The following is a 22970-nucleotide window of genomic DNA, read 5'->3' as shown; positions in this document are numbered from 1 at the left end:
AATGAGAAAGATATGCACGACTTCTCCTTTTTGATATTAATTATTTGTCAGCCATTTGGATGATACATCCTGATGGCTTCTTGTATTTGTTTGATTGCCATTGATTTCCGAATAATTTTACCTATATATGGGAAACGTTTAATTACATGCTAAAGGAATGGAGGTGCAAGGATGGGAACAATCCGGAGATGGTTGAATGGATGGAGATCAGTTCCAAAAACGAAATCATCTGATCATCTTCAGCAACCGATTTCAGGAGTTCTTGAACTTAACTTAGTTACAATTCAAACCGTTTTTACTTACGCTCCGGATCTGGTTACTCGTCAGTTTCAATTAAGAACAGGGGATCGTGCACTGCTTGTTTATTTGGAGGGGCTCATTGATAAATCAGCGATTAATAATAACATTTTAAACCCGCTTATCTATGAAATCGAGACAGTTAACGATATTTGGAATTCTTCACTAACGATTGCGAAAACAGAAATTTTAACCTTGTGGTCCGATGTTGAGTCCTCCATTTTCCAAGGCAAGAGCATTCTGTTTATAGATGGACAGACACGCTCGTTAGCTTTACATACGCAAGGCTGGCCCCAAAGATCGATTAAAGAGCCCCAAATCGAATCGACGTTAAAGGGGGCACATCAAGGATTTGTAGAAACATCCGGGCAGAACATTGCCCTCATCAGACGATATCTTCCTAATCGCGAACTGAAAATTAAAGAATATTCCATCGGATCTCGCGGTAATACGAAAGTTTCAGTGATGTATCTTGAAGATATTGTGCAACCTGATTTCGTGAAAGAAATGGAGGACCGGCTTCTTCAAATTCATGTGGATGCCATTTTGAATACGGGAGAATTAGCGGAGTTTATTGAAGATCATCCGATAAGCCTCTTTCCACAATTAATGATGACGGAACGACCGGATTCTGCTGCGGCCCACATTTTGCAAGGGAGGATAGCCATCGTTGTAGATCATTCACCTAGTGTGATTATTGCCCCTGTAACGTTTTCGGCATTCTTCCAAAGTGTCGATGATTACAGCAATCGCTGGATCATTGCCTCTTTTTTACGTTTATTGCGCTATATCGCCTTAATTACGACAATGTCTTTAACGGCTATTTATATCGCCATTGTGTCGTTTCATTATGAAGTACTACCTTTGGATTTGTTGGTATCGATTGGGGAATCCAGAGCGAGAGTACCTTTTCCTCCGATTATAGAGGCATTGCTAATGGAAATATCCCTAGAGATGCTTCGGGAAGCAGGTTTACGTCTTCCGGGTCCGATTGGACAAACGATTGGTGTCGTAGGGGGGATTGTCATTGGTCAGGCGGCGGTGCAAGCGGGGATTGTAAGTAATATTATGGTGATTATCGTTGCGATCACAGCGATTTCCTCCTTTATTATCCCTGATTTCGACATGTCCTCCTCGCTGCGATTACTCCGTTTTCCAATGATGCTCATGGCCGCGTTGTTCGGTATGGTGGGCATTGTGATTGGGCTCATGATTATCGGGGCTCACCTGATTTCAATGGAGTCGTTCGGCTTATCCTACGGAAGCCCCATTGCTCCCATCCGATTGTCTGATTGGAAAGATGTTTGGATCAGAGTCCCGATGTGGAAAATGAAAAAACGACCTCTCTCGGCCGATCCCACTCAACTTATCAGACAAGGAGCAAACAGAGAAGGTGAAGATCAACCATGAAAAAATATTCGTTTAATCAAATTTCTTTGGTACAGTACATCTTCATTATATCTGAAACGCAAATTGGAATCGGTGTCTTATCCCTTCCCAGCGATTTAGCTAAATCTGCCGGTACCGATGGTTGGCTTTCCATCCTATTGGGTTGGCTCTTGTGTATATTGGCAAGCTTATTTGTCATTCGAATTATGGATAAAAACCCTGGATATACGTTAATCGAGATTTTATCTGCTAACTTTGGGAAATGGATGGGGAGAGGCCTTTCTGTTCTTTGGATTATGTATACGGCTTTTGCAGCAAGCGTGGCCATGTTTTCAACGATCTTTATCATTAAGCTGTGGATCATACCTGATATGTGGGACTTTATCTTGATGATCTTGTTTCTAGTTCCCATCTATATGGTCACGAAGCAAGGTGTTAGGATCATCGGAGTCTCCGCAGAGTTAATATTTCTAGTCTCAATATGGATGCCTTTCTTTTTGTTCTTTACACTCAAGGATTTCCACTGGCTTTTCCTTCTTCCAATCGCTAAAGAAGGCTTGCTTCCTATTTTGTCTACCGTAAAATCGACCATCTTTTCTTTCCTTGGGTTTGAATTGGCTTTCATTCTGTACCCGTTTCTCAAGGACAAAAAATCCGCTTCGAAAGGAATTGTGATTGCAAACTCGTTAAGCATGATTATTTTTGTATTCGTTACAGTCATCTGTTATATCAAGTTTTCTCCGGATGAGATCAAAGATTATGCTTACCCTACGCTCAACTTGTTGAAGGTCATCCGATTGCCGTTCTTAGAACGGTTGGAGATCACTTTTCTTTCTTTCTATCTGCTTATCCTCTTCATAACGGTCATTCCCTACCTCTATACAACTGTGCTGGGCATAAGTCAATTATGCGGCAAGCAGGATCATCGAACTGTTTTGCGGATATTCATAGGGCTGTTGATCCTAATTTCATTCTTCTTCTCCCCATCTTCTTCCCAAGTAGCTCGATTGGGCATATTGTGGGGGCAGTTAGGTACATATTTCGCCTATGTGTTCCCTGTATGCTTGTGGATTTACGGATGGCTGTTTCAACTAGTTAGAAAGGGACAAGTTCAATGAAGAAATGGCGCGGCATTGTTATCACTTGGGCAGCATTATTGGTCATCACCGGGTGCGGTAAGCAAGTTTATATAGAGACACAACGATTTGTGATTGCTGGGGGCATAGATTTTGACGAGGAAAAGAAGTTGGTCAATTACACGGCATCTACGGTCTTCAGTAAAGAAGCTAAGGATAAATATAAAGTCACAGCTGCAACTGCAGATACATTGCGTGAAACTAGAATAAAAGTGGGGCAAAAAATAAACGGTAATATTGTATCTGGAAAATTGCAAAGTTTTATGATTGGAAAAAATTTACTGATGCAGACCAATGTATTACCCTATTTGGATGCCTTCTACCGCGATCCTAAAAATGAAACGAATGCAAATATGATTGTGGTTGATGGAAGTGTGAAAGATGTGATGTATACGAATATGAGCGATAAAGGCTCATTGGGCGGTGTAATCAAACAATTACTTGAAAGCACTTATCAAAGCAGAATTTCCGTGATCACTACACTGCAACAATTCCATCAACAGATGAAGGATAGTCGAATAACGCCAAGCTTACCAGAAATGAAAACAGAGAAGAATGAACTTGTTATTTCAGGGACCGCGCTTTTACATAAAGATGGTACCTACGCTGCTTCTTTGAATCATCAAGAAAGTTCACTCTTGTTCTTGTTGCAGCGCAATACGAAGAAACCCATACCGTTGACTGTACACATTCCTCGTGAGATATCTCTTACGGATGAAGAAATGTCCTATGCGAGTTTCAATATTAGAAAAATAAATGTTGACTTCAAGCCAATATTTGATGAAAGCCATCTAACGATCGATATCCAGATGAAGGTTGTGATCGAATTATCGGAGCGTATGTTTACCTTTGACATGAAGAAGAAAGGTAAAACATTGGCACAAGCCATTGAACAAGAGCTGAAAAAACAATGTGAGGCTTTAATTAAGAAAGCTCAGTTGCACCAAGTCGATCCCTTTGGTTTCGGGATTTATGTGTCGGCATACGACTACAAAAACTGGATGAAGGTAGAGGAGCACTGGGTAAAAACTTTCTCTGAAGCAACCGTAAATTATTCTCCTACAGTTGTCATTAGAAATATTGGAGTTGCCGAATGAACAAGTACTCGATGAATCAAATTTCCTTAAAACAATTCATCCTGATCATAGTTCAAAACCAAGTCGGGATCGGAATTTTATCCCTTCCTCGCGAATTAGCCAAATCGGCCGGGACAGATGGATGGATATCCATTATATTGGGCTGGATTTTGGCAATGCTGCTGAGCTTAGTCATCATACGAATTATGGAAAAAAATCCCGAGTATACGTTATTCGAAGTATTAGTTAAATACTTTGGAAAGTGGGTGGGTAACGCTTTAGCAGCAGTATGGATTCTGCTCTACACATGTGCAGCAAGTACAACCATGCTTTCAGCGATTCATATCATAAAAATTTGGATCATTCAGGGAACACCGAACTACATGTTAATGACCTTGTTTGCCATTCCGATCTATATGATTACCAAGCAGGGAGTAAAGGGGATCGGACAGTTTGCCGAACTCGTTCTTATTGTCACGATGTGGATGCCTTTCTTGTTGATCCTAACGTTAAAGGATGCGCAATGGATGAACCTTATACCGATTGGAAAAGAGGGGATATATCCCATTTTATCATCCGTAAAAACTACCGTATATTCTTTTACCGGATTTGAAATGGCTTTCTTCTTTTATCCTTTTCTAAAGGACAAGAAATCAGCGTTCAAGGGAATTGTTTTTGCAAATTCAATATCAATGATGATCTATTTAACGACTACAATCGTCTGCTTTGTTATATTCTCTAGAACCGAGATCAAGGATTACGTTTATCCCACGCTCAACTTATTAAAGCTAATCCACTTGCCTTTTTTGGAGCGGTTGGAAATTATCTGTTTGCCCCTGTATTTGGTTTTCATTTTTATGACGATTATTCCTTTCCTCTATGTGGCTGCATTCGGAACAAGTCAAATATTAGGCAAGCAGGATCATCGAAATTTTTTACGAATCGTCATAACCTTATGGATTTTATTGTCATTCTTTTTTATCCCAACGGATTCTCAAATCACTAAAATGGTCAAAATGGTGGGGATAACAGGTTTATATAGCGTTTATGTGTTCCCAATTTTCCTTTGGATCTATGGATGGATTTTTCATTTCGTTAGGAAGGAAGTAAGATAATGAATAGATTCGGTTATATTTTTATAACATGGGCAGTTTTGTTGTTTCCTACAGGGTGCGGTAGTACCGTTTATATAGAAAACCAACAGTTTGTTCTCACTGAAGCCTTGGATTTTGATGAGAACAATAAGCTTGTCGTGTTCACGTCAACTCCTGTATTCAATGAAGAAGCCACGGACAAATATAAAATCACATCCACAAATGCAAATACGTTGCGCCAATCAAAATGGCTGATTGATAGTAAGACAAGCGGCAGCCTTGCATACGGAAAATCGCAAAATTTGCTTATAGGGAACAAACTGCTCCAGCAGCGTAATGCTTATCCCTATTTGGATGTTCTTATCCGTGACTCCCGAAATGAGATCAATGCGAATGTCATAATGATCAATGGAGCAGTTAAAGATGTGATGTATACAAATATGAGCGATAAAGGCCGTATCGCCTCCGTAATCAAGCAATTGGTAGATGCTTCCTATAAAAGCCGAATTACCGTGCAAACGACACTTCAGAAATTTCATCAACAAATGAAGGATAAAGGAATGACGCCGGCTTTAACTGAAATGAAACCAGAGAAAAATGATCTCGTCATTACCGGTACAGCTCTCCTGCATAAAGACGGTACCTATGCGGTCTCCTTGAATCAGCAAGAAAGTTCTCTGCTCCTATTATTGCAGCAAGATACGAAAGAAAACATACCGTTAACGTTTCATATACCTCCTGGAATGTTCCATACGAATGAAAGAACCTCCTTTGTAAGTTTCAACATAAAAAAAGTAAAACCTACGTTCAATGCGGTCTTCAAAGATGATCACCTTACCATCGATATTGCGATGAAGGTTCGGATCGATTTGACGGAGCGCTTGTTCATGTTAAACCTAGAGGAAGAGAAAAAAAAGCTGGAACAAGCGATTGAAAAAGAGTTGAAAAAAGAATGTGAGGCTTTAATCAAGAAAGCTCAAAAATATCAAGTGGATCCCTTTCAGTTTGGCATTCATGTACGTGCATATCAGTATAAAAACTGGAAGAAGGTAGAGGATAACTGGGGAAAAGCGCTTTCTGAAGCCACGGTACATGTTACTCCTAAAGTCATCATTGGAAGTATTGGGGTTTCTGAATAGAAATTGCGTGCAACATCAATCCAAAAAGAACCCTAAACATTTGGTTTTAGGGTTCTATTTATGAACTAGACTCGCAATCTATTTCGTCGCTTTTCGTCCTACTAATACCCAGTACAGAGATAAACTCAAAAGGGTAATGAGTACGAGAATGAATAGGATATTACTAAACATGGATGTATTCGAATTGTTCGTAATTCCTAGGAAGCTTGTTTGCATGGAGGAATTGTCCATCATGGCTGCTGTATAGGCAATTCCGATTGACATTGCGACACTAAGTGTTAAATTATAAAATCCGACTACTGTTCCAGCTTTTTCTTTTTCTATCGTACGGATACAAGAATCAATTAATGGTGCGTACATGAATGCAAATGAGCCAGAGAATAACACCATGGAGATCACGAGTACAACAACCGAAGTTTGTACAAAGAATGCGCCTAGTAATAAGCTTACCACAATACAAGACATCGCGATTGTAATGCATTGTTTGCTTCCCAGATACTTCGCAATTTTTCCGGAAAGAGCCCCGACGATCGTAGCTCCGATAAAGCCAGGAATCATTAATAGTGAAATCGTATCTAGTTTCAAGCCATAAATCTTTTCAAGCAAGAAAGGAAATCAGGTACATCCAATTGAAATCGGTAATATACAGGAGTAAGGCTGCTGAAATGGCTCCTACTAGGAATAATCCTAATACATCGACATGACTGTTTTTCGTTTCTTCTTTAGGAAGATACTTTAAAACAAAAGGAAGGGCGAACAGTGTTACTAAAGAAATTAAAAATAGAGATGTCCAGTGGAAATACGTAGAAACGTAACCGCCAGTTAATGTACCAATAAGCTGCGAAAGAGCAAAACTGCTTGTACTTAATCCTAGAAATTTCTTTTGTTCATTGGCAGGCAAATGTTTGGTTACAAATATAACATATAATGTTTCAGCTGATGCTAGACCTGCCGTTTGGACAATTCGTGAGATCACAACGAGCAAATACGAATGTTGAAACATATACCCCATGATTGAACCGGCACATATCAAAGTGATCCCAGCGATAAAAAGCTTTCGGATACTAATGGAATCCGCTAATGTTGCGTAAACCACTGCCCCGATTCCAATCACAAGGCCAGCCAGGGTTGATTGCCAGCTGACTGTTGTCGCTGAGATGTGGAATTCCTTTGCCATATCAACAGAAATGATCTTAAACGAATTATCAATGATCAAGCAAAGTAGAAATAATATTAAGGTAACAGGCACTGCTTTCTTAATATTAATCTCCTGGGCTTCCTTTATGCGCACATCTGTGGTTAATGTAGACATAGCTGATCTTTTCTCCTTTGTTGTTTCCTTCTCATGATGTAGGGTAGCGCTTCCAAAATTACCGCGGAATGTTACTTTTGGTTACAATGAAGCTTTTATTGAGTTACCGTTTCCAAAGCAACTTCGATCATGTCGTTAAACGTGGTTTGTCTTTCGAGCGCGGTGGTTTGCTCACCTGTGATGAGATGGTCACTGACCGTTAAAAGAGATAACCCATTTACGCCAAATTTAGAAGCTAGGTAATAAAGTCCTGCTGTTTCCATTTCTACGGCTAATACGCCGTGTTGGCCAAGTTTAATCACTGAAGAATTATCATCTGAGTAAAAAATATCTGAAGACAACACATTACCCACGTGAAGATTAAGACCTTTAGCCATTCCAATTTCGTATGACTTTTTGATTAAACCAAAGTTCCCGATTTGTGGGAAGTCATATCCTGGGAAGTTATTGCGAATAATGGACGAATCCGTCGCGGCAGCTTGTCCAATAATAACATCTCGAATTTTCACATCAGATTGTATGGCGCCACAAGTCCCGATACGAACCAGATTTTTTGCTCCATAACTATTTATTAATTCATGAATATAAATGGATGCAGAGGGCATGCCCATTCCTGTGCCTTGAATCGATACACGGCTTCCTCTATAAGTTCCTGTATAACCGAGCATACCACGAACATTATTGTAGCAAACAGCGCCTTCCAGAAAAGTTTCTGCAATGTACTTTGCACGTAATGGATCACCGGGTAATAAAACAGATTCTGCAATTTCCCCAGCCTTAGCTTCAATATGAAAACTCATGTTATTGCCTCCTATGGTGTTACGATATCTCAAGAAAACGATTCAAACACAGCATATCACAATGTAAATTCACATTCTGTCAGCGATTTCTCATCACTTTTGTTAACTGGTTCACAGTTGAATCGTTAAAGCGTTAACTGAAATATTAAACCTGCAGAGGTATATTTGATTCATGACATGTCTACTGGTTATCCCATTTTCGAAGTTCTGGAAACTCTTCAGTATGGTTACAAATCGATTCAAGTTTACTCTTATTTATGACATAAAAATATTTATTCCGAATATCGAGAATTCCCTCGGCTTGAAACTCAGCCAGGGTTTTGGATATGGATTCTCTAGTAACTCCGATCATATTAGCCAGGAAAGATTGACTTATCTTTAGGTCTATTTTACAAATGCTATCTTCCCACTGCCCAAAGTTATAATACAGATCCGTGATTAAATTTGCTGTCCTTGTTCGAACATCATAAAATGACAAATAGCGAATTAATCGATTGAGCATGCGAATTCGCTCAATAAGAATCGTATACGCATTTCTTAGAACAGAAGGATATTGCTCGACGATACGAAGAAAATCTTGCTTTTCCAGTTGCCAAGCAGAAACATTCTCCAAAGCTTCAACTGTACTAATTCGATAATTATGATTGGATAATGCTTCTGCTTCACCCAAAATTTCACCCGGGGAAGCAATTTTAAGAATAATTTCTCTATCTTCGCTTAGGCGATACACTTTCAGCTTCCCTGATCGAATTAAGTAAACTTCTTCACTAAGATCATTTTCAAATATGAGTACATGGTTCTTTTTAAAATTACGCTCCTTCAATAAAGGCGCGATTTGCGATAAGGAATCCTTAGGAAGATCTGAGAAGATCGTAAAATCAGAGAGGTCAGTAATCATCAGTTGTAGATCCTTTCATTCAATTTCTTTAGTATTTTAGTTCAGAGGTAATATTATTCCAGCATTCAAGAATGGAGCCTGAAACGATATGAAATTCGAACGTATTAGTGTGATTGTCCTCGATAGTGTTGGTATTGGCGAATTGCCTGATGCAGCCAACTTTGGTGACCAAGGAAGCCATACACTTGAACACATCTGTCAGCAGGTCCCTGAGATCAAATTGCCAAATCTTACTTCACTTGGTTTGGGCAATATTGCACCACTTTCCGCTATCCCTAAGATGGAGAAGCCACAAGCCTTCTATGGAAAAATGAATGAAATGTCGGTTGGTAAAGATACGATGACCGGCCATTGGGAATTAATGGGGTTAAAAGTAGAAGTTCCATTTCAGGTTTATCCAAATGGATTTCCAGATGAGCTTATTGCGAAGTTTGAAGAGTTGACAGGTAGAAAGGTGATTGGAAACAAGCCCTCGTCCGGGACAGATATCCTAGACGAGTACGGTGAAGAACAAATGCGCACTGGAGCATGGATCGTTTATACTTCGGCCGACAGTGTCCTTCAAATCGCAGCACATGAGGATATTATTCCACTTGAGGAGTTGTATCATGGTTGTGAAATCGCTCGGGAACTAACCTTGAACGATCCATATATGGTTGGGCGTGTTATCGCAAGACCATATATAGGACAACCAGGAGCCTTTACACGCACATCGAATCGGCACGATTATGCACTTGAACCATTTGGTGATACGGTACTCAATCGCCTAAATGATCAAGATTATACTGTTATCTCCGTCGGTAAAATCAATGACATTTTTACAGGGAAAGGGATTCAAGAATCTCATCCAACGAAAAGCAATTTAGACGGAATTCTGACTACCATTGATTTATTGAAGCGTCCATTCAAAGGGTTGCTCTTTACAAATTTAGTTGACTTTGACTCTTTATATGGCCATCGCCGTGATCCACAGGGGTATGCTGCTTGTCTTGAAGAGTTTGATCAATATTTACCTGAACTTATGCAACAGACTGGAGAAAAGGACTTGCTGATCATTACAGCCGATCACGGGAATGACCCAACAGCACCAGGTACGGATCATACTCGCGAATATGTCCCCATTTTGATCTACAGCCCTAAGCTCTCATCCAATACCGCTTCGATCGGTATAAGAAACACTTTTGCCGATCTAGCTGCAACTATTGCTGACAATTTCGATGTCGCCAAGACAGGCATCGGGGAAAGCTTTTTGAATCTATTAAAGATCAATAACTAAACCTGGTCTTGTTAATTTGATTGATGAAAATCACGTATCAACGTAAGGCCATCAGGTCGATGCGTTTCGTAGAAAGAGGGAAAAAAGTTCATGAATACCGTCAAGCAGAAAATTCAGGAGGCCGCTTCATTTATTGAGAATATGATTGGATTTAAGCCGCAGATCGGGCTGATACTCGGTTCAGGGTTGGGCATTATTGCCGATCTCGTCGAAGAAGCAACAATCATCCCGTACCCTGCCATTCCGCACTTTCCGGTCTCAACTGTGGAGGGGCATGCGGGGGAATTGGTTGCAGGAAAAATAAAGGGGAAACCTGTTGTTATGATGAAAGGGCGGTTCCATTTATATGAAGGATATGACGCCGATTTTGTGACGTTCCCGGTACGGGTTTTGAAAGCGATCGGCGTAAACCAACTTATCGTCACTAACGCAGCGGGCGCCGTGAATATGGATTTTGAAGTCGGTGATCTGATGCTACTGTCCGACCACATTAATAACATGGGAACGAACCCGCTGATCGGGCATAACGATAAAGAGCTTGGTCCTCGTTTCCCGGACATGACCGAGGCCTACAGCAAGCGTCTGATTGAACTGGCTCACGGTGTTGCAAACGAGCAAAGCTTCACCTTCCGTGAGGGTGTATACATGGGCAATTTAGGCCCTACGTACGAAACACCGGCAGAAGTTCGTATGGCGCGGCTGTTAGGTGCCGATGCGGTTGGAATGTCGACGGTCCCGGAAGTTATTGTTGCAAGACATTCTGGTATTGAAGTGCTTGGCATTTCATGCATTACAAACAAAGCGGCAGGTATTTTGGAGCAGGCGTTAAACCATGATGAAGTGATGGAAGCCGCTGAGAAAGTGAAACCGAAATTTTTGCAATTGGTTCTTGGTATTATCAAAGCGTTATAGAAAAGGAGAAATGGCATATGATGCGCCAGCAAATCGAAGAGATAAAAAGTAAGCTTGAACCGATTATTAACTTAATGACAGAGGAGGGGGAGTTCGTCCCTCTATCTCAGGAGAAAATGGCTTCTGTCATTGATCATACTTTGTTGAAGCCGGAAGCTACATCCGAACAGATTATTAAGTTGTGTGAGGAAGCCGCGGAGTGGGGATTCGCTACCGTGTGCGTGAATCCCATTTATGTAAGGCTTGCAGCCGAGAAGTTGGCAGGCAGTTTAGTGAAGGTGTGTACGGTCATTGGTTTTCCACTGGGAGCTTCGGCACCTACAATGAAAGTGATCGAGGCAGCAACTGCTTTGATCGATGGAGCGACTGAGGTCGATATGGTTCTTTCGATTGGACAGCTCAAATCGGGAGATTACATGTCGGTGTACGAAGATATTCGTGGGGTGGTTCGAGTTGCAGGCAACAAAGCGATCGTGAAGGTGATTCTGGAAACGGCTTTATTGACGGAAGAAGAGAAGATAGCGGCCTGCCTCCTTGCGAAGAAAGCGGGCGCTGACTTCGTTAAAACTTCAACTGGATTTGGCGGCGGAGGCGCTACGGTGGAGGATATCGCACTGATGCGGGAAACAGTAGGACCTTCCATGGGTGTAAAGGCTTCGGGAGCGGTAAGAAGTCAAAAGGATGCACTTGCCATGTTGGCTGCCGGGGCGACAAGGATTGGGACGAGCTCCTCTGTTGCCATTGTCCAAGGAGAATCTTTAACGGCAAGTAGCGATTATTGATATTTGCACCGTAGTTTGAATTAGGTATTTTCCGCTTTGTCAAAGTCTACTGCCATGATTAGCGATAATTCATTGAGTTCCGTCCGGTCCCAGCAAAAATAACGGAAGCAGATCAACATAAGTTAAACTCAACGTAAAGTTTAATCCGAGCTATAAAACATAGGATAACTTTAGTCAAAAGTGTAAAAATAAAGAGATTAGAATATAGTTGGGGGCAGGGATCATTGAATTTGTTTAAGGGGAATTTTTTTATTAAAGCAATAGCCATATCCCTTTTAACTGTCATGGCAGTTTCCATGTTTATCACCATTAGTTGCGATAGATACGTAACGAATGTTTTTGACAAGCATCATATCGATGATCAGGTCAGGATGAATGGCTTGATTTCCTCTCATGTGGACGCATTGCTGGAATCCATTGTGAAAGGCGCTTCCAATATGATGATGGATCAGGAGATCCTACAGGCGATTTATGTAAGGGATTTGGAACACCAAACGGATAAGATGTTACAAATTCAGCATAAATTAAATGCTTATTCCAACACTGTAAAAGATATTTATAGCGTTGATTTATATATACCCAGTTCTGTGTTGCTTATTTCAAGCGCAAATGGGATAATACCCTCCACATCAATGTCTGATGATACGATGCGCTTGTATCAAACGATTGAGGCATTGCGTAAACCAATGTGGATGTTTACCCGCCAATCCACACAAGAAAATATGATTTCGTTTTTTCAACCATTGCCGGTACAATCTGACTTTCCTCAAGCTTATTTAACGATTCATATTAGAGAACGAGCATTAAACAATATCATCACAATCAGTCAGGATGTGCCTATCGAATCTCTAATCATTAGTGATACAGGAAAAATAATATCCTCTGCAAATAAGAATACATTGGGTCAATTCCTGGATGCGGATATGGAAAAGATGCTAAAGGATATCTTGGATACACCTGCTAGTGCCGGCTATACAATAGATCGTTCGAGAAATACGTTTACCACCTATAGCAAGCTTGCATCAAGTGAATGGATCGTGGCGATTAGGTATCCATTGGATGCATTTTTCTCTTATAAGCGAGATATTTTTTGGCATTTAATTAAACTTGAACTCATTGTTATGATCGGCGCGATTCTCATACTGATCTCATCCTATTCTTATCTGTTTTCACCAGTGACACGGTTGATTAGAGAACTTGGTGATACTGTAAAAGACAAGAAGGTCCGATTTCTTGATGAGCGGAAAATCATTGCGGAGTTTCTACGGCACAAGCAGGAGGAAATCCTTCAACTACAGGAACAAAATCGGAGACAAACCGTTTCAATAAAAGAATTAACGTATTATCGTTTACTTCAAGGTCCCGAATCATTCATTGCGTTTAGTGATGCTTTTCTTCATGAAAATTCGTTGGATGAAAACAGTAAATATTGGATTTTAATCGTGGAACCTGATTTATCATCTACAGAATCTAAATTCAGTGAAGATGAACCTGCTTTACTAATTTTCGCAATTTCTAACTTATGCGAAGAGATTATGAAACAGAATTTTAGTGATGCTCATATCTTTCCGTCTCTGGATATGAAGCAAGTCATTGTTATTTGCTTCACGCCTTCACAAATGAATGAACGTCAAATCGCTAGAATTTCAGCGCAAGTTGCAGAATCCATTCAAAGTACGGTTAATAATTATTTAAACATTCCAGTCTCAATTGGTGTTGGGAATGCTTATTCTATCAGAGAAGGGATACACCATTCATATAGAGAAGCAAGTGAATGCTTAATGGAACGGTTAGTAAAAGGATCTGGAAGCATCATTACGATTCGGGAGATGAAGGCTCCTTTTATTTTTCAATATCCTTACGAATTAGAAGCATTGATGATCAAAGCGCTCAAACAAAACAATCAGGAAGAGACTCTGCGTGTATTCAAAAATATGATTCAATATATGCTCGATGCGAAAGTTAACTCACGTAGATTGCTGCAAACTTCACAAATGTTATATTTCTCTGTTCTCCGAATATTATATGAAACCACGGATAACCAAGCACTAGTTGCTCAATGGGATTTATCGCCGCCTCCCCAATGGAAGACCGTCGATGAACTTGTGTATTGGTTTGAATTCGATTTTTTCCCGGAAGTTTTTAGAGCAATCGAGCTCACGAATGAAAACAGAGGGCATCAAACAGTTGAAGCAGTCAAACAATATTTGTATGAGTCCGCAACTCAAATGCAGTCTTTGACCTCAGTTGCTGAACAATTTGGAATTAACCCGTCCTATTTAAGCCGGATTTTTAAGAAAATGACGGGCCAAAGCTTTGTTCAATTTACAGCTAATTTAAAGATTGAAAAGGCGAAGCACCTGCTTTTAAACAGTGCTTTATCTATAAATGAAATAGCAGAAGCGGTTGGCTATACGGAAAGGACTTTTGGACGCGTTTTCAAAAATGTAACAGGCACCACGCCGGCTAACTTTCGGATGCAAAACAAAAGCTAAAGGTACAAACATCGCAAATGACTAGAGCAAAGCCAATCTGGCTTTGCTTTTTTTGAGTATCTAAGCAACTAAAATAATAATATGATCCTGGGAATGATAAATGCTCGAATATTAGAACATCCTAACAGGGATGCAGCTTTTGGCAAATATCGCATTAGGAGTAATGGGGGGAACAGGAATTGATGAAGAGCAGGCGTGCGTGGGCAATGCTATTGTATTTTATATTCTGCATATTCCTCGTCTTGGCCGGTTGTTCTAAGCCTCCTTATAAAGCGGATAGTCGGACTGCAGACAAAAGTGCTAACAACATCAGTAAATTTTTGTCAATTGGTATGCCAACTGACATGGAAACATTTGACATCCACAACCACAATATCAGCTCAACAGAAGCTATTCATATCAATATGTTCAGTTATTTGTTTAAAAGGAATTCAGACTTGGAAATTAAGCCAGATCTTGTAGAAAGTTATAGAGTCGTCGACGATACGACCTGGAATTTTAAACTAAAAAAGGGGATTACTTTTCATAATGGCGATCCATTATCTTCTGCAGATGTGAAATATACATTAGAACGTGTAGCCAAAGACCAATCTCTTAAAGAGAACCCTAACTATAAACAAATCAAAGAAGTGAAAATTATTGACGATCTAAATTTCCTGATTTTGACAAATGGTCCGCAACCTGCGCTGCTTAACCGATTATCCAGAATAGGTTCGGGTATACTGCCAAAGAATTATATTGAAAAAAATGGATTTGAGTATTTTCTGACTCATCCTGTTGGTTCGGGACCTTTTAAATTTGTCGAGTGGGTTCGCGATGATCATATAACATTGGAAGCGTTCGATCAATTTTATGGAGGACGTGTTAAAGAATGGGATCGTGTCGTGTTTCGTAAACTTCCGGTGGATCTGAATCGAGTAAATGAGCTAAAAGCAGGAGGAATAGATATTGCTGTCAACCTTCCTCCGGACATGGTTCAAGTCATAAGCGCACAAAATGATGTAACAACTTTAACATCTGCCTCCAACCGTGTTGGATTGCTTGCTGTTCGAAACACGAAAGGATTAGCGACGGCTAATCCTAAAGTACGTGAAGCCATTGATCTTGCAATAAATAAGAAGGCTCTGATCGACAACGCTCTTGGAGGATACGGCATACAAACTCGTACCCGCGTCACGCCTGGGAATTTCGGGGCAGATCCATCTTTATTCAATACTTCTTTATATAATCCGGAAAAAGCTATGCAACTTTTAAAGGAAGCAGGGTATGCTAACGGGTTAACAATTACTTTGTCAGCACCTCTTGGAGTTTATACCAAAGATAAAGAAGTTGCTGAGATGGTTCAAACGATGCTGGGTAAAGTGGGCATCAAAGTGAACTTAGAACTTATGGATCGAACGAAGCTTCGTGAAATGCGTTCTGCAGGAAAAAATAAAGAATTGCTCCTTCTGTCTTATGGGAACTCGTTATTCGATGCCGATAACGCACTTGACTTATATCGTTCGGGAAAAGCCAAAACGGAACTTGATTACAGCAACAAAGAGGTAGACGATCTGCTGAGTGCAGCGTTAATTAATATGAATCCTAAAGATCGTATTGCCCAATATCAACAAATCCAAAAGATTATTGCGAATGAAAGGCCGCACATTTATCTATACAATGAGCAGGGTTTGTATGGAGTTAAAAAGACAATCAACTTCAAACCCAGAACGGATGAAATGATCTATGTGCCGGAAATAACGAAAAAATAATGGCCCACAAGGAACCGTCATTTTTTTAAACGCAGTGTTCTGCAGTGAAAAATAATGGCGGCTCTTCAGACGAGTATCCCAAAAATGATCTGGATTGTCTGGCAGTTCGATTCAGGACGAAATGTCGGTAAATTACTGTCAGTTGTTGGTTGACATCTAGCATAATATTATTAACCAACGGGTGATAAATCATCGAGATTTCCATAACGGTTCCGGGAAGCTAGATTGTGGGTATGGCGAGAGCAGTGGGCATCATTCTGGATGATGCAAAAATTTTGGACAGATTGTGAATGCGCTTGCAACATTACTGGCTCCGTTGTCCCCTATGACAGCTTCAATTGGCATGTAGGCAGGCTGTCCTACTGTGTAGAAGGAAACAGAGCGTATGGACCGGGCATTCTGGATATGAAGGGGGGATCATCTAAGCTCTATGGGCACTTAAAGCCTGCCGCGAGTTGGAGATTTCCTTAAATAAGAGAATTGGTGACTGGTGAGCTGTGTATTAGATTAAGAAAGGAGGGCGGAGTCTACATGCACATAGCGATCGACGTCGGGAGGACGGATATCAACATCGGTTTGGTTTACAATGGGACCGTTATCTTAAAAACGAGATTACCAGCCCTATCGAAAGAGGGGCTGTTAAGGCGTCTTTCGGACATAATAGGAGCCATCTACAAATTATTTTCCGATAGCCGTTTTTCCCTATCCGAATGTACAGGGATCGGGATAGCAGTGCCCGGTGTGGTTGATGCAACCAGCCGGACCCTAGCATCGATTAACGATAAATATTCAGATGCTGTAGGGTTTCCTTTTGAAGAGTGGTTTAATGGGGTGTTCGGATTGCCTTGTATCCTTGAAAATGACGCCCGGGCTGCGCTAATCGGTGAAGCTGCTTATGGCGTGGCAAGAGGCGAAACGGATGCTGTCCTAATGACGATCGGAACCAGTATCGGTACGGCAGCGATGATGGACGGTCAAATTATACGTGGCCGCCATCATCAAGCCGGTATATTGAGTGATTACTTTGTCGCAGACCTAGAAGCAGTCACGAACAATGATGCAGTAGGCATCGATACATTTAAAAAATTAATTCCGTATTGGAGCACTTGCATTGTGAATCTTATTCATGCTTTTGACCCGGAAATTGTCATTTTAAGCGGAGAGTTGATGAAATCTCAGGCAGACATTGTACCGTTGCTCCAGGAACAAGTTCTTAAGAACGCGTGGACGCCTTGGGGAAATGTCCGGTTTGTCGTTGCGGAGGATCCAGATTCTTCGGTACTGTTAGGAGTTTCACGATTGGTTGAAATGGAGCATAGTCATCGTTTAAGGAATTTTGGTTAAAAAATGTAGGGAAATTCGTAGAATATATCATTCTCTTATTAGTAACATCCGAATACAATCATTCAGAAACGAATGAAGATGCTAGGTGCATGATGCGATGCTAGGAGCATGGTGCGATGGTTATTGCATCCTGCACCTAGTTTTGCTTTTCGAATTTTGAATGGGACGAGGTTCATGCAGATGAATAGGTTAAGAACGCCATGGAGAATCTCGACACTCCTTTATCTTCTTCTTTTTATCATGGTGGTTGTACCTTTGACAACGTTATCCGCCATCATTTTACAGGTGTATAAGCACGATTTGTTAGTACAAACAACCAATCGAACCTTGCAAACCTTACACTCCATCACATACACCGCAGAACAGGAAACTAGAAAAATAATGTATATCACTGCAAATATTGGGGTGGATCAAGAAGTTTTGATCAATGCCACACGGATGTCGCAAGCAGACAGCGGCAACAGTCAAATGTACATTGATTTTATAAATTCAGCTTTGACACGGTATAACGCATCGATCAATAACTATATCCTTTCGGTAAGTTTCTTTTTTAAGGGAGGAGGGGTCTTCTCTTATAGTCGAAACTTGATTGAAGATACACCAGTCATCCATGATTCGGAGTGGTATACAAAGGCGCTTTCCAATGCGAATCAGGTTCAATTTATTGGCTTACAAAAAAATGTATTGTTCGATCGCGGAAAGCCATATGTGATTACCGCTGCTGTTTCACCCGAGTTCATACCGGGATTGCAAACCGTCGAGTTGATCTACTGTACTTTCAATCGCAGCTCATTTGAGAACTTATTACGAGGAAATAGCAATACCATTGATTCTGATTTTCTAATCGTTGATAAAAATAGACAAATCATTGCATCAAGCTCTGGATTATCCAATCTCGAACATGTGGATGAGCATTTATTTGAGAGAATTAACAACGATCAGGAAGGTCATTTTATTTCCGAATTAGACAATAAAACGATACTGATCACTTATGCAACCGTTGCTAATACAGGATGGAAGGTGATTCACCAAATTCCCTACAGCCATCTTACGCAAACTTACGATCAAATTTTCAGAGTGGTTATCATTTTCACGATTGTCTGTACCGGTGTGTTTTTGGTGATCTCGTTTTTCATGGTACGCAGTCTGACGAAGCCGATTCATATGATGGTTCGGAAGATGACCAGCGTTATGGGAGGGAACTTGAATGCCAAGATTGTTGCATCGGGGAGCGCCGAGATCGTGACGCTGGGGCATACATTTAACTATATGCTAGATCATATTCATCTATTAATTTTGCGAAACAAAGAAGAAGAAAGAGCCAAACGGATCGCAGAGTTTGATTCATTGCAATCACAGATTAATCCTCATTTTCTAATAAACACGTTAAATGTCATCAAGCTTATAGCGCTAGTTAATAAAGTAGACAATATTCGTAATATAACCGTCGCGTTAATGAAGCTGGTTTCTTCTTCTTTTAATAGAGGGAGTACCCTTAATCCGCTCTCGGAGGAAATAGAGAATCTCAAGCATTATCTTTACATTATGGAAAACAGGTTTGGAAAGAGAATAAGTGTCGTGTGGAATGTAGCGGAAGAAACGTCTTCTCTCTATATTCTAAAACTGTTACTGCAGCCAATCGTGGAAAACTGTATTGTGCATGGGTTGGATGAGAAGGACGTAGATGGACAGATCTGGGTGAATACTTGCATTGTCGATGAGAGTTTGCAAATCGAAATTGCAGATAATGGAGTCGGAATGGAGAATGAACAACTGAGTTCCTGGATGAACCAGAATCATGAGAACAAGTTCAGCGGCATGGGGATCTCCAATGTAAAACGTCGTATCCAAGTGCAATATGGCATGCACTATGGTTTAACGATACAACCGAATGAACCGACCGGTACGAAATTTGTGATTCGTGTGCCGCTCATTACAACAAGATCAGAGGATAATGATCTGCAATAACATGGGGGTCCAGAGGTATAGAAAATATCATATGAAGTCTTCCATTGGAGATGATAGATGCTTGTATAAAGTCATGATTGTAGACGATGAGCCTCTCGTGAGACTGGCAATGTACCAAATGATCGTATGGAAAGAACTTGATATGGAAATTGTAGCTGAAGCTAATGACGGAGTGGAGGCTTTGGCTACTTTGCAAGAGCGTCAAGATATCGAAATTTTGCTGGTTGATATTCAGATGCCTAAAATGAACGGTATTGAACTGTTAAGTTCTATTCAATCTATAGATACGATGAAGAAGCCAATTCCAATTATACTAAGCGCATACAATGATTTTAGTTATGTTCGTGAAGCCTTTTTACTTGGCGCCTTTGACTATATTGTTAAAGTAGATATGGACGAAGAGCACATTCTGCCAATTCTGCAAAAAGCCGATCAAAAGTTAAAAAAGCTTGCTGCCTCGAATGAGGTACAAATGATAGGTCCAATGGTGGAAGAAAAAGCAGACCTGGAAAGCGTAATCGCCGGGCTTCTCACCTTAGATATCCAATCTCATGTTATGGAGTATTCCCGAATCGTTTCTGAAGTGAGCAATCGGCTGGGTGAGAGCTGTCAAGTAGCTGTTGCGGTGTCGATTACAAGCACAGCTGATATGCTTATGAAGCAGGCGATTAAGCAGACGATTAAAACAGAGATGGACTCGGCGTTATTCAAGCATATCGTTTATTGTGAGGACGCGAACGACATATTCATTCTCTTAACGGTTCCACACCTTAGAAGTGAAATGGCGATTCGTGAACGCATTCACACTTCGCTTTCATTAATCAAAACTAGACTAGAGCAGTATATGAATGTCCGTGTAACAATGGGAATTAGCGATATCGTTGATGGGAAAAAGCATTGGCAAATGTTACTGAATCAGGCGCGAAACCTAGTTTCTTTGTGCTTTTTTGAAGGGTATGACAAGTTCTTTTATCCAGAGAACGCAATTAAACCACGCACGGAAACTAGCGTTGATCTAAGGATTATGCTTAAAGCCAAAGGCGTTGAAGTTGTACGATTGCTTGAACTGGAGCATGAACCGCTATGGGAGCTTGAATTTGACCGATATGTGAAGTTATTGTATGAAAAAGCAAGATTTGAAGTTAATGAGACTAGGTTGATACTCAGCGATTTCCTATGGGAGCTTGGCTCATTCAGGTATACCCAAGAAGTTCGATGGGGGGGCGTGTTTGACCATAGTAATCACTTTAAACAGTTGAAAGACTTCCATACCCTTGAGGATACCCTACAATGGATTAAGTGGGGATGTTCAGATATGTATCGTTTTATTCATGAGCAAAGACAAAAAGTAAATTCGCCGCCCTATAGTATCGTTGAGAAGGCGATAGAATTCATTCATCAGCATTATTGTGAGGAATTGAGTCTAGGTTTGGTTAGCAAATGGGTTGGGGTCAGTGAAAATTATTTAAGCAGGCTATTTATGCAAAATGTCGGCGAGAGCTTCATTCAATATGTAACGAATTTGCGTATCGAAGAGTCTAAACGGTTATTAAAAAAGGGATATAAAATCATTGATCTGTCTGAAAAGATCGGTTATACGAATTCCGAGCACTTCAGCCGAGTATTTAAGAAGGCTACGGGTGTAAGTCCGAGGGCTTATAGGGAGAGTCTTGGTTTAGGGGCAACAATGAAAACAGATCAAGGATAGCCTCCAGAGGGTAGTCCCTAACAGAAATGGTCAACCAGCAATGTTGGTTGACCATTTTTATTGCTTGAAATCCAGTGGATTTCCAAAGACCGCGTTGACAATGTGCCGCTCATTACAACGAGATCAGAGGATAATGATCTGCAATAACATGGGGTTCGAGAGGTGTAGAAAATATCATGTTTGTGTTAGATTCTATCATTTGTTTCCGTTTTCAATAATTGTATGATGAATAACAGGTTAATCATAATCTAAAAATAATCTAATGTGAAGGGGTGCTTCGATTGAGTAATAGAAAATGGATTGCTTCATTAGGGATGGTTACGTTAGTCATGGCAAGCGTGGTATCAGGCTGCGGAACAAAAACAACATCTACACCAACTACAGCTCCGGCAGCAACACAATTAACGCAAGAACCGGTCAAGCTGAAATTTGCTATGTGGGAAGCGCAAGGGGATCTCGATTTTTGGACAGAGAAAGTCAAAGAGTATACGAAATTGAAGCCGAATGTATCCGTTGAAGTTCTCAAAGTTCCGGATAATAAAGGACAATATTTAAAGGTGAATCTTGCGGCAAACGATTTGCCGGACGTGTTCTACATGAAACCGGCCGCCTTGCAAATTTATAAACAATCTTTGCTGCCGCTTGATGATTTGCAAGTTGCGAAGGACAATAAGTTCACATCGAAAGTTGATGGCAAAACGCTCGGTCTTCCTTTGGTATCGTTCTATGAAGTTGTCTATTATCACCCAAGTATCTTTAAAGAACTAGGCTTAGAAGTTCCTAAAACAATGCCTGAATACATTGCTTTGCTGGAGAAAGTAAAAGCAAGCGGCAAATACACTCCGCTTTCACTTGGCATGAAAGACAGCTGGACCTCTTATCCGTTAATGGAATTCGGACCGCATATGCTTTCCGGGGACGAAAACTTTTTGACAAATCTTACAAAAAACGAAGCACCGTTCTCGGCCAACTCATCCTTTGACAAGGCTGCGAAGTTCGTGCAAGAAATTGCAACGAAAAAACTCGCTGGCCCAGATCCGTTGTCGATCTCTTTCGATCAGGAAACACAAGCATTCGAGGCTAAGAAAGCCGCAACCATTGCACTAGGTCAATGGTATTATCCAAGTTATATGGAAAAAGTGAAAGCGGATGATGATCTTGGTGCGTTTGTTCTGCCTTGGAGAAACAGTGAAAGCGAACCATTAACAACGATGACGATGTCCGATATGCATGTCGGCGTGAATAAAAATTCGAAAAACGTTGAAGAAGCGAAAGCATTTTTGCAATGGGTATTTAGCAAGGATGTTTATGGCGCCTATATCAGCACGAGTAAACAAATGTCTACGATGACAACAGTAGCAAGCGATAATCCATTCTTTGCTAAAGAAGCGCAGAAGACGCCTTTCAAGCCGTTTGTGTATAACGGCACCGATGAAATGTACAACAAGGTGAAAGCTGCCGCTCAGTATGATCCTTCTCTAGTAGCTCAAGATATTTTTGCCGGGAAGTCAATTGACAAGATCGAAGGCGATTTGAACAATAAGTGGAAGAAAGCCATTGATTCCAGCAAATAATAGATAAATAGAAGAGAAG

The 22970-nt window shown here is 40.6% G+C and carries 16 protein-coding genes and 2 pseudogenes; 15 read left to right on the top strand and 3 right to left on the bottom strand.

Features of this window, described 5'->3' with window-relative positions:
- Positions 1-171 precede the first annotated feature (171 nt).
- From J2Z65_RS07250 to J2Z65_RS07230, 5 genes are read left to right on the top strand one after another with little or no spacing between them, the layout of a single operon-like run.
- Positions 172-1707 carry a spore germination protein gene (locus J2Z65_RS07250; RefSeq protein WP_167061627.1) on the top strand — a complete coding sequence of 512 codons (1536 nt, stop codon included), beginning with the start codon at positions 172-174 and terminating at the stop codon, positions 1705-1707.
- Positions 1704-2804, top strand: a complete 1101-nt coding sequence (locus J2Z65_RS07245; protein WP_167061625.1) for a GerAB/ArcD/ProY family transporter — start codon at positions 1704-1706, stop codon at positions 2802-2804. Before J2Z65_RS07250 ends, J2Z65_RS07245 begins: the two co-directional genes overlap by 4 nt.
- On the top strand, positions 2801-3919 hold the full coding sequence (locus J2Z65_RS07240) for a Ger(x)C family spore germination protein (protein ID WP_167061621.1): 1119 nt from the start codon (positions 2801-2803) through the stop codon (positions 3917-3919). Before J2Z65_RS07245 ends, J2Z65_RS07240 begins: the two co-directional genes overlap by 4 nt.
- Positions 3916-5013 carry a GerAB/ArcD/ProY family transporter gene (locus J2Z65_RS07235; protein WP_167061618.1) on the top strand — a complete coding sequence of 366 codons (1098 nt, stop codon included), beginning with the start codon at positions 3916-3918 and terminating at the stop codon, positions 5011-5013. The genes J2Z65_RS07240 and J2Z65_RS07235 overlap by 4 nt, the downstream gene beginning before the upstream one ends.
- The gene (locus J2Z65_RS07230; protein ID WP_167061615.1) at positions 5013-6131 is read left to right on the top strand and encodes a Ger(x)C family spore germination protein; all 1119 of its coding nucleotides are present in this window, start codon (positions 5013-5015) and stop codon (positions 6129-6131) included. The genes J2Z65_RS07235 and J2Z65_RS07230 overlap by 1 nt, the downstream gene beginning before the upstream one ends.
- Before the next feature lie 78 nt (positions 6132-6209).
- Here J2Z65_RS07230 and J2Z65_RS07225 read toward each other — a convergent pair.
- From J2Z65_RS07225 to J2Z65_RS07215, 3 genes and pseudogenes are all read right to left on the bottom strand, one after another.
- Positions 6210-7443 (bottom strand): annotated as a pseudogene (locus tag J2Z65_RS07225) (MFS transporter).
- Positions 7444-7538: 95 nt separating this feature from the next.
- The gene (deoD, locus tag J2Z65_RS07220) at positions 7539-8243 is read right to left on the bottom strand and encodes a purine-nucleoside phosphorylase (RefSeq protein ID WP_167061612.1); all 705 of its coding nucleotides are present in this window, start codon (positions 8241-8243) and stop codon (positions 7539-7541) included.
- Positions 8244-8424: 181 nt separating this feature from the next.
- Positions 8425-9141, bottom strand: coding sequence for a Crp/Fnr family transcriptional regulator (locus tag J2Z65_RS07215; protein ID WP_167061609.1), 717 nt, complete (start codon positions 9139-9141; stop codon positions 8425-8427).
- A gap of 88 nt (positions 9142-9229) precedes the next feature.
- On the opposite strand from J2Z65_RS07215, the gene deoB reads away from it, so the two are divergent.
- The 10 genes and pseudogenes from deoB (at position 9230) to J2Z65_RS07170 (ending at position 22951) form a co-directional block, all read left to right on the top strand.
- Positions 9230-10417 (top strand): phosphopentomutase, encoded by a 1188-nt coding sequence (deoB, locus tag J2Z65_RS07210; RefSeq protein ID WP_167061606.1) that lies wholly within the window; start codon positions 9230-9232, stop codon positions 10415-10417.
- Positions 10418-10507: 90 nt separating this feature from the next.
- Complete coding sequence (locus tag J2Z65_RS07205; RefSeq protein WP_167061603.1) at positions 10508-11329, top strand: purine-nucleoside phosphorylase; 822 nt, start codon at positions 10508-10510, stop codon at positions 11327-11329.
- A 116-nt stretch (positions 11330-11445) separates the two neighbouring features.
- On the top strand, positions 11446-12111 hold the full coding sequence (gene deoC / locus J2Z65_RS07200) for a deoxyribose-phosphate aldolase (protein WP_240159866.1): 666 nt from the start codon (positions 11446-11448) through the stop codon (positions 12109-12111).
- 224 nt (positions 12112-12335) lie between these two features.
- Complete coding sequence (locus J2Z65_RS07195; protein ID WP_167061600.1) at positions 12336-14606, top strand: helix-turn-helix domain-containing protein; 2271 nt, start codon at positions 12336-12338, stop codon at positions 14604-14606.
- A 182-nt stretch (positions 14607-14788) separates the two neighbouring features.
- Positions 14789-16357: an ABC transporter substrate-binding protein gene (locus J2Z65_RS07190; RefSeq protein WP_240159865.1), complete on the top strand. Its 1569-nt coding sequence runs from the start codon at positions 14789-14791 to the stop codon at positions 16355-16357.
- Positions 16358-16696: 339 nt separating this feature from the next.
- A pseudogene (locus J2Z65_RS36070) lies at positions 16697-16839 on the top strand (M20 family metallopeptidase); the annotation flags it as partial.
- A 49-nt stretch (positions 16840-16888) separates the two neighbouring features.
- A complete protein-coding gene (locus tag J2Z65_RS07185) occupies positions 16889-17701 on the top strand; it encodes an ROK family protein (RefSeq protein ID WP_167061595.1) in 813 nt (270 codons plus the stop codon).
- A gap of 180 nt (positions 17702-17881) precedes the next feature.
- Positions 17882-19669 carry a sensor histidine kinase gene (locus J2Z65_RS07180; RefSeq protein ID WP_167061592.1) on the top strand — a complete coding sequence of 596 codons (1788 nt, stop codon included), beginning with the start codon at positions 17882-17884 and terminating at the stop codon, positions 19667-19669.
- A 61-nt stretch (positions 19670-19730) separates the two neighbouring features.
- Entirely contained in the window at positions 19731-21377 is a 1647-nt protein-coding gene (locus J2Z65_RS07175) for a response regulator transcription factor (protein ID WP_209855810.1), read from the top strand.
- 281 nt (positions 21378-21658) lie between these two features.
- Positions 21659-22951 carry an ABC transporter substrate-binding protein gene (locus J2Z65_RS07170; RefSeq protein ID WP_167061583.1) on the top strand — a complete coding sequence of 431 codons (1293 nt, stop codon included), beginning with the start codon at positions 21659-21661 and terminating at the stop codon, positions 22949-22951.
- Positions 22952-22970 lie beyond the last annotated feature (19 nt).

This window comes from Paenibacillus aceris (assembly GCF_017874035.1).
Taxonomy (GTDB): Bacteria; Bacillota; Bacilli; order Paenibacillales; family NBRC-103111; genus Paenibacillus_E; species Paenibacillus_E aceris.
This window is presented reverse-complemented; position numbering and strand designations above follow the sequence as displayed.

Excerpts from the sequence above, each read along its gene's own strand:
- J2Z65_RS07250 (WP_167061627.1), top strand. The coding sequence starts at position 172 with ATGGGAACAATCCGGAGATGGTTGAATGGATGGAGATCAGTTCCAAAA.
- J2Z65_RS07245 (WP_167061625.1), top strand. The coding sequence starts at position 1,704 with ATGAAAAAATATTCGTTTAATCAAATTTCTTTGGTACAGTACATCTTC.
- J2Z65_RS07240 (WP_167061621.1), top strand. The coding sequence starts at position 2,801 with ATGAAGAAATGGCGCGGCATTGTTATCACTTGGGCAGCATTATTGGTC.
- J2Z65_RS07235 (WP_167061618.1), top strand. The coding sequence starts at position 3,916 with ATGAACAAGTACTCGATGAATCAAATTTCCTTAAAACAATTCATCCTG.
- J2Z65_RS07230 (WP_167061615.1), top strand. The coding sequence starts at position 5,013 with ATGAATAGATTCGGTTATATTTTTATAACATGGGCAGTTTTGTTGTTT.
- deoD (WP_167061612.1), bottom strand. The coding sequence starts at position 8,243 with ATGAGTTTTCATATTGAAGCTAAGGCTGGGGAAATTGCAGAATCTGTT.
- J2Z65_RS07215 (WP_167061609.1), bottom strand. The coding sequence starts at position 9,141 with ATGATTACTGACCTCTCTGATTTTACGATCTTCTCAGATCTTCCTAAG.
- deoB (WP_167061606.1), top strand. The coding sequence starts at position 9,230 with ATGAAATTCGAACGTATTAGTGTGATTGTCCTCGATAGTGTTGGTATT.
- J2Z65_RS07205 (WP_167061603.1), top strand. The coding sequence starts at position 10,508 with ATGAATACCGTCAAGCAGAAAATTCAGGAGGCCGCTTCATTTATTGAG.
- deoC (WP_240159866.1), top strand. The coding sequence starts at position 11,446 with ATGGCTTCTGTCATTGATCATACTTTGTTGAAGCCGGAAGCTACATCC.
- J2Z65_RS07190 (WP_240159865.1), top strand. The coding sequence starts at position 14,789 with ATGAAGAGCAGGCGTGCGTGGGCAATGCTATTGTATTTTATATTCTGC.
- J2Z65_RS07185 (WP_167061595.1), top strand. The coding sequence starts at position 16,889 with ATGCACATAGCGATCGACGTCGGGAGGACGGATATCAACATCGGTTTG.
- J2Z65_RS07180 (WP_167061592.1), top strand. The coding sequence starts at position 17,882 with ATGAATAGGTTAAGAACGCCATGGAGAATCTCGACACTCCTTTATCTT.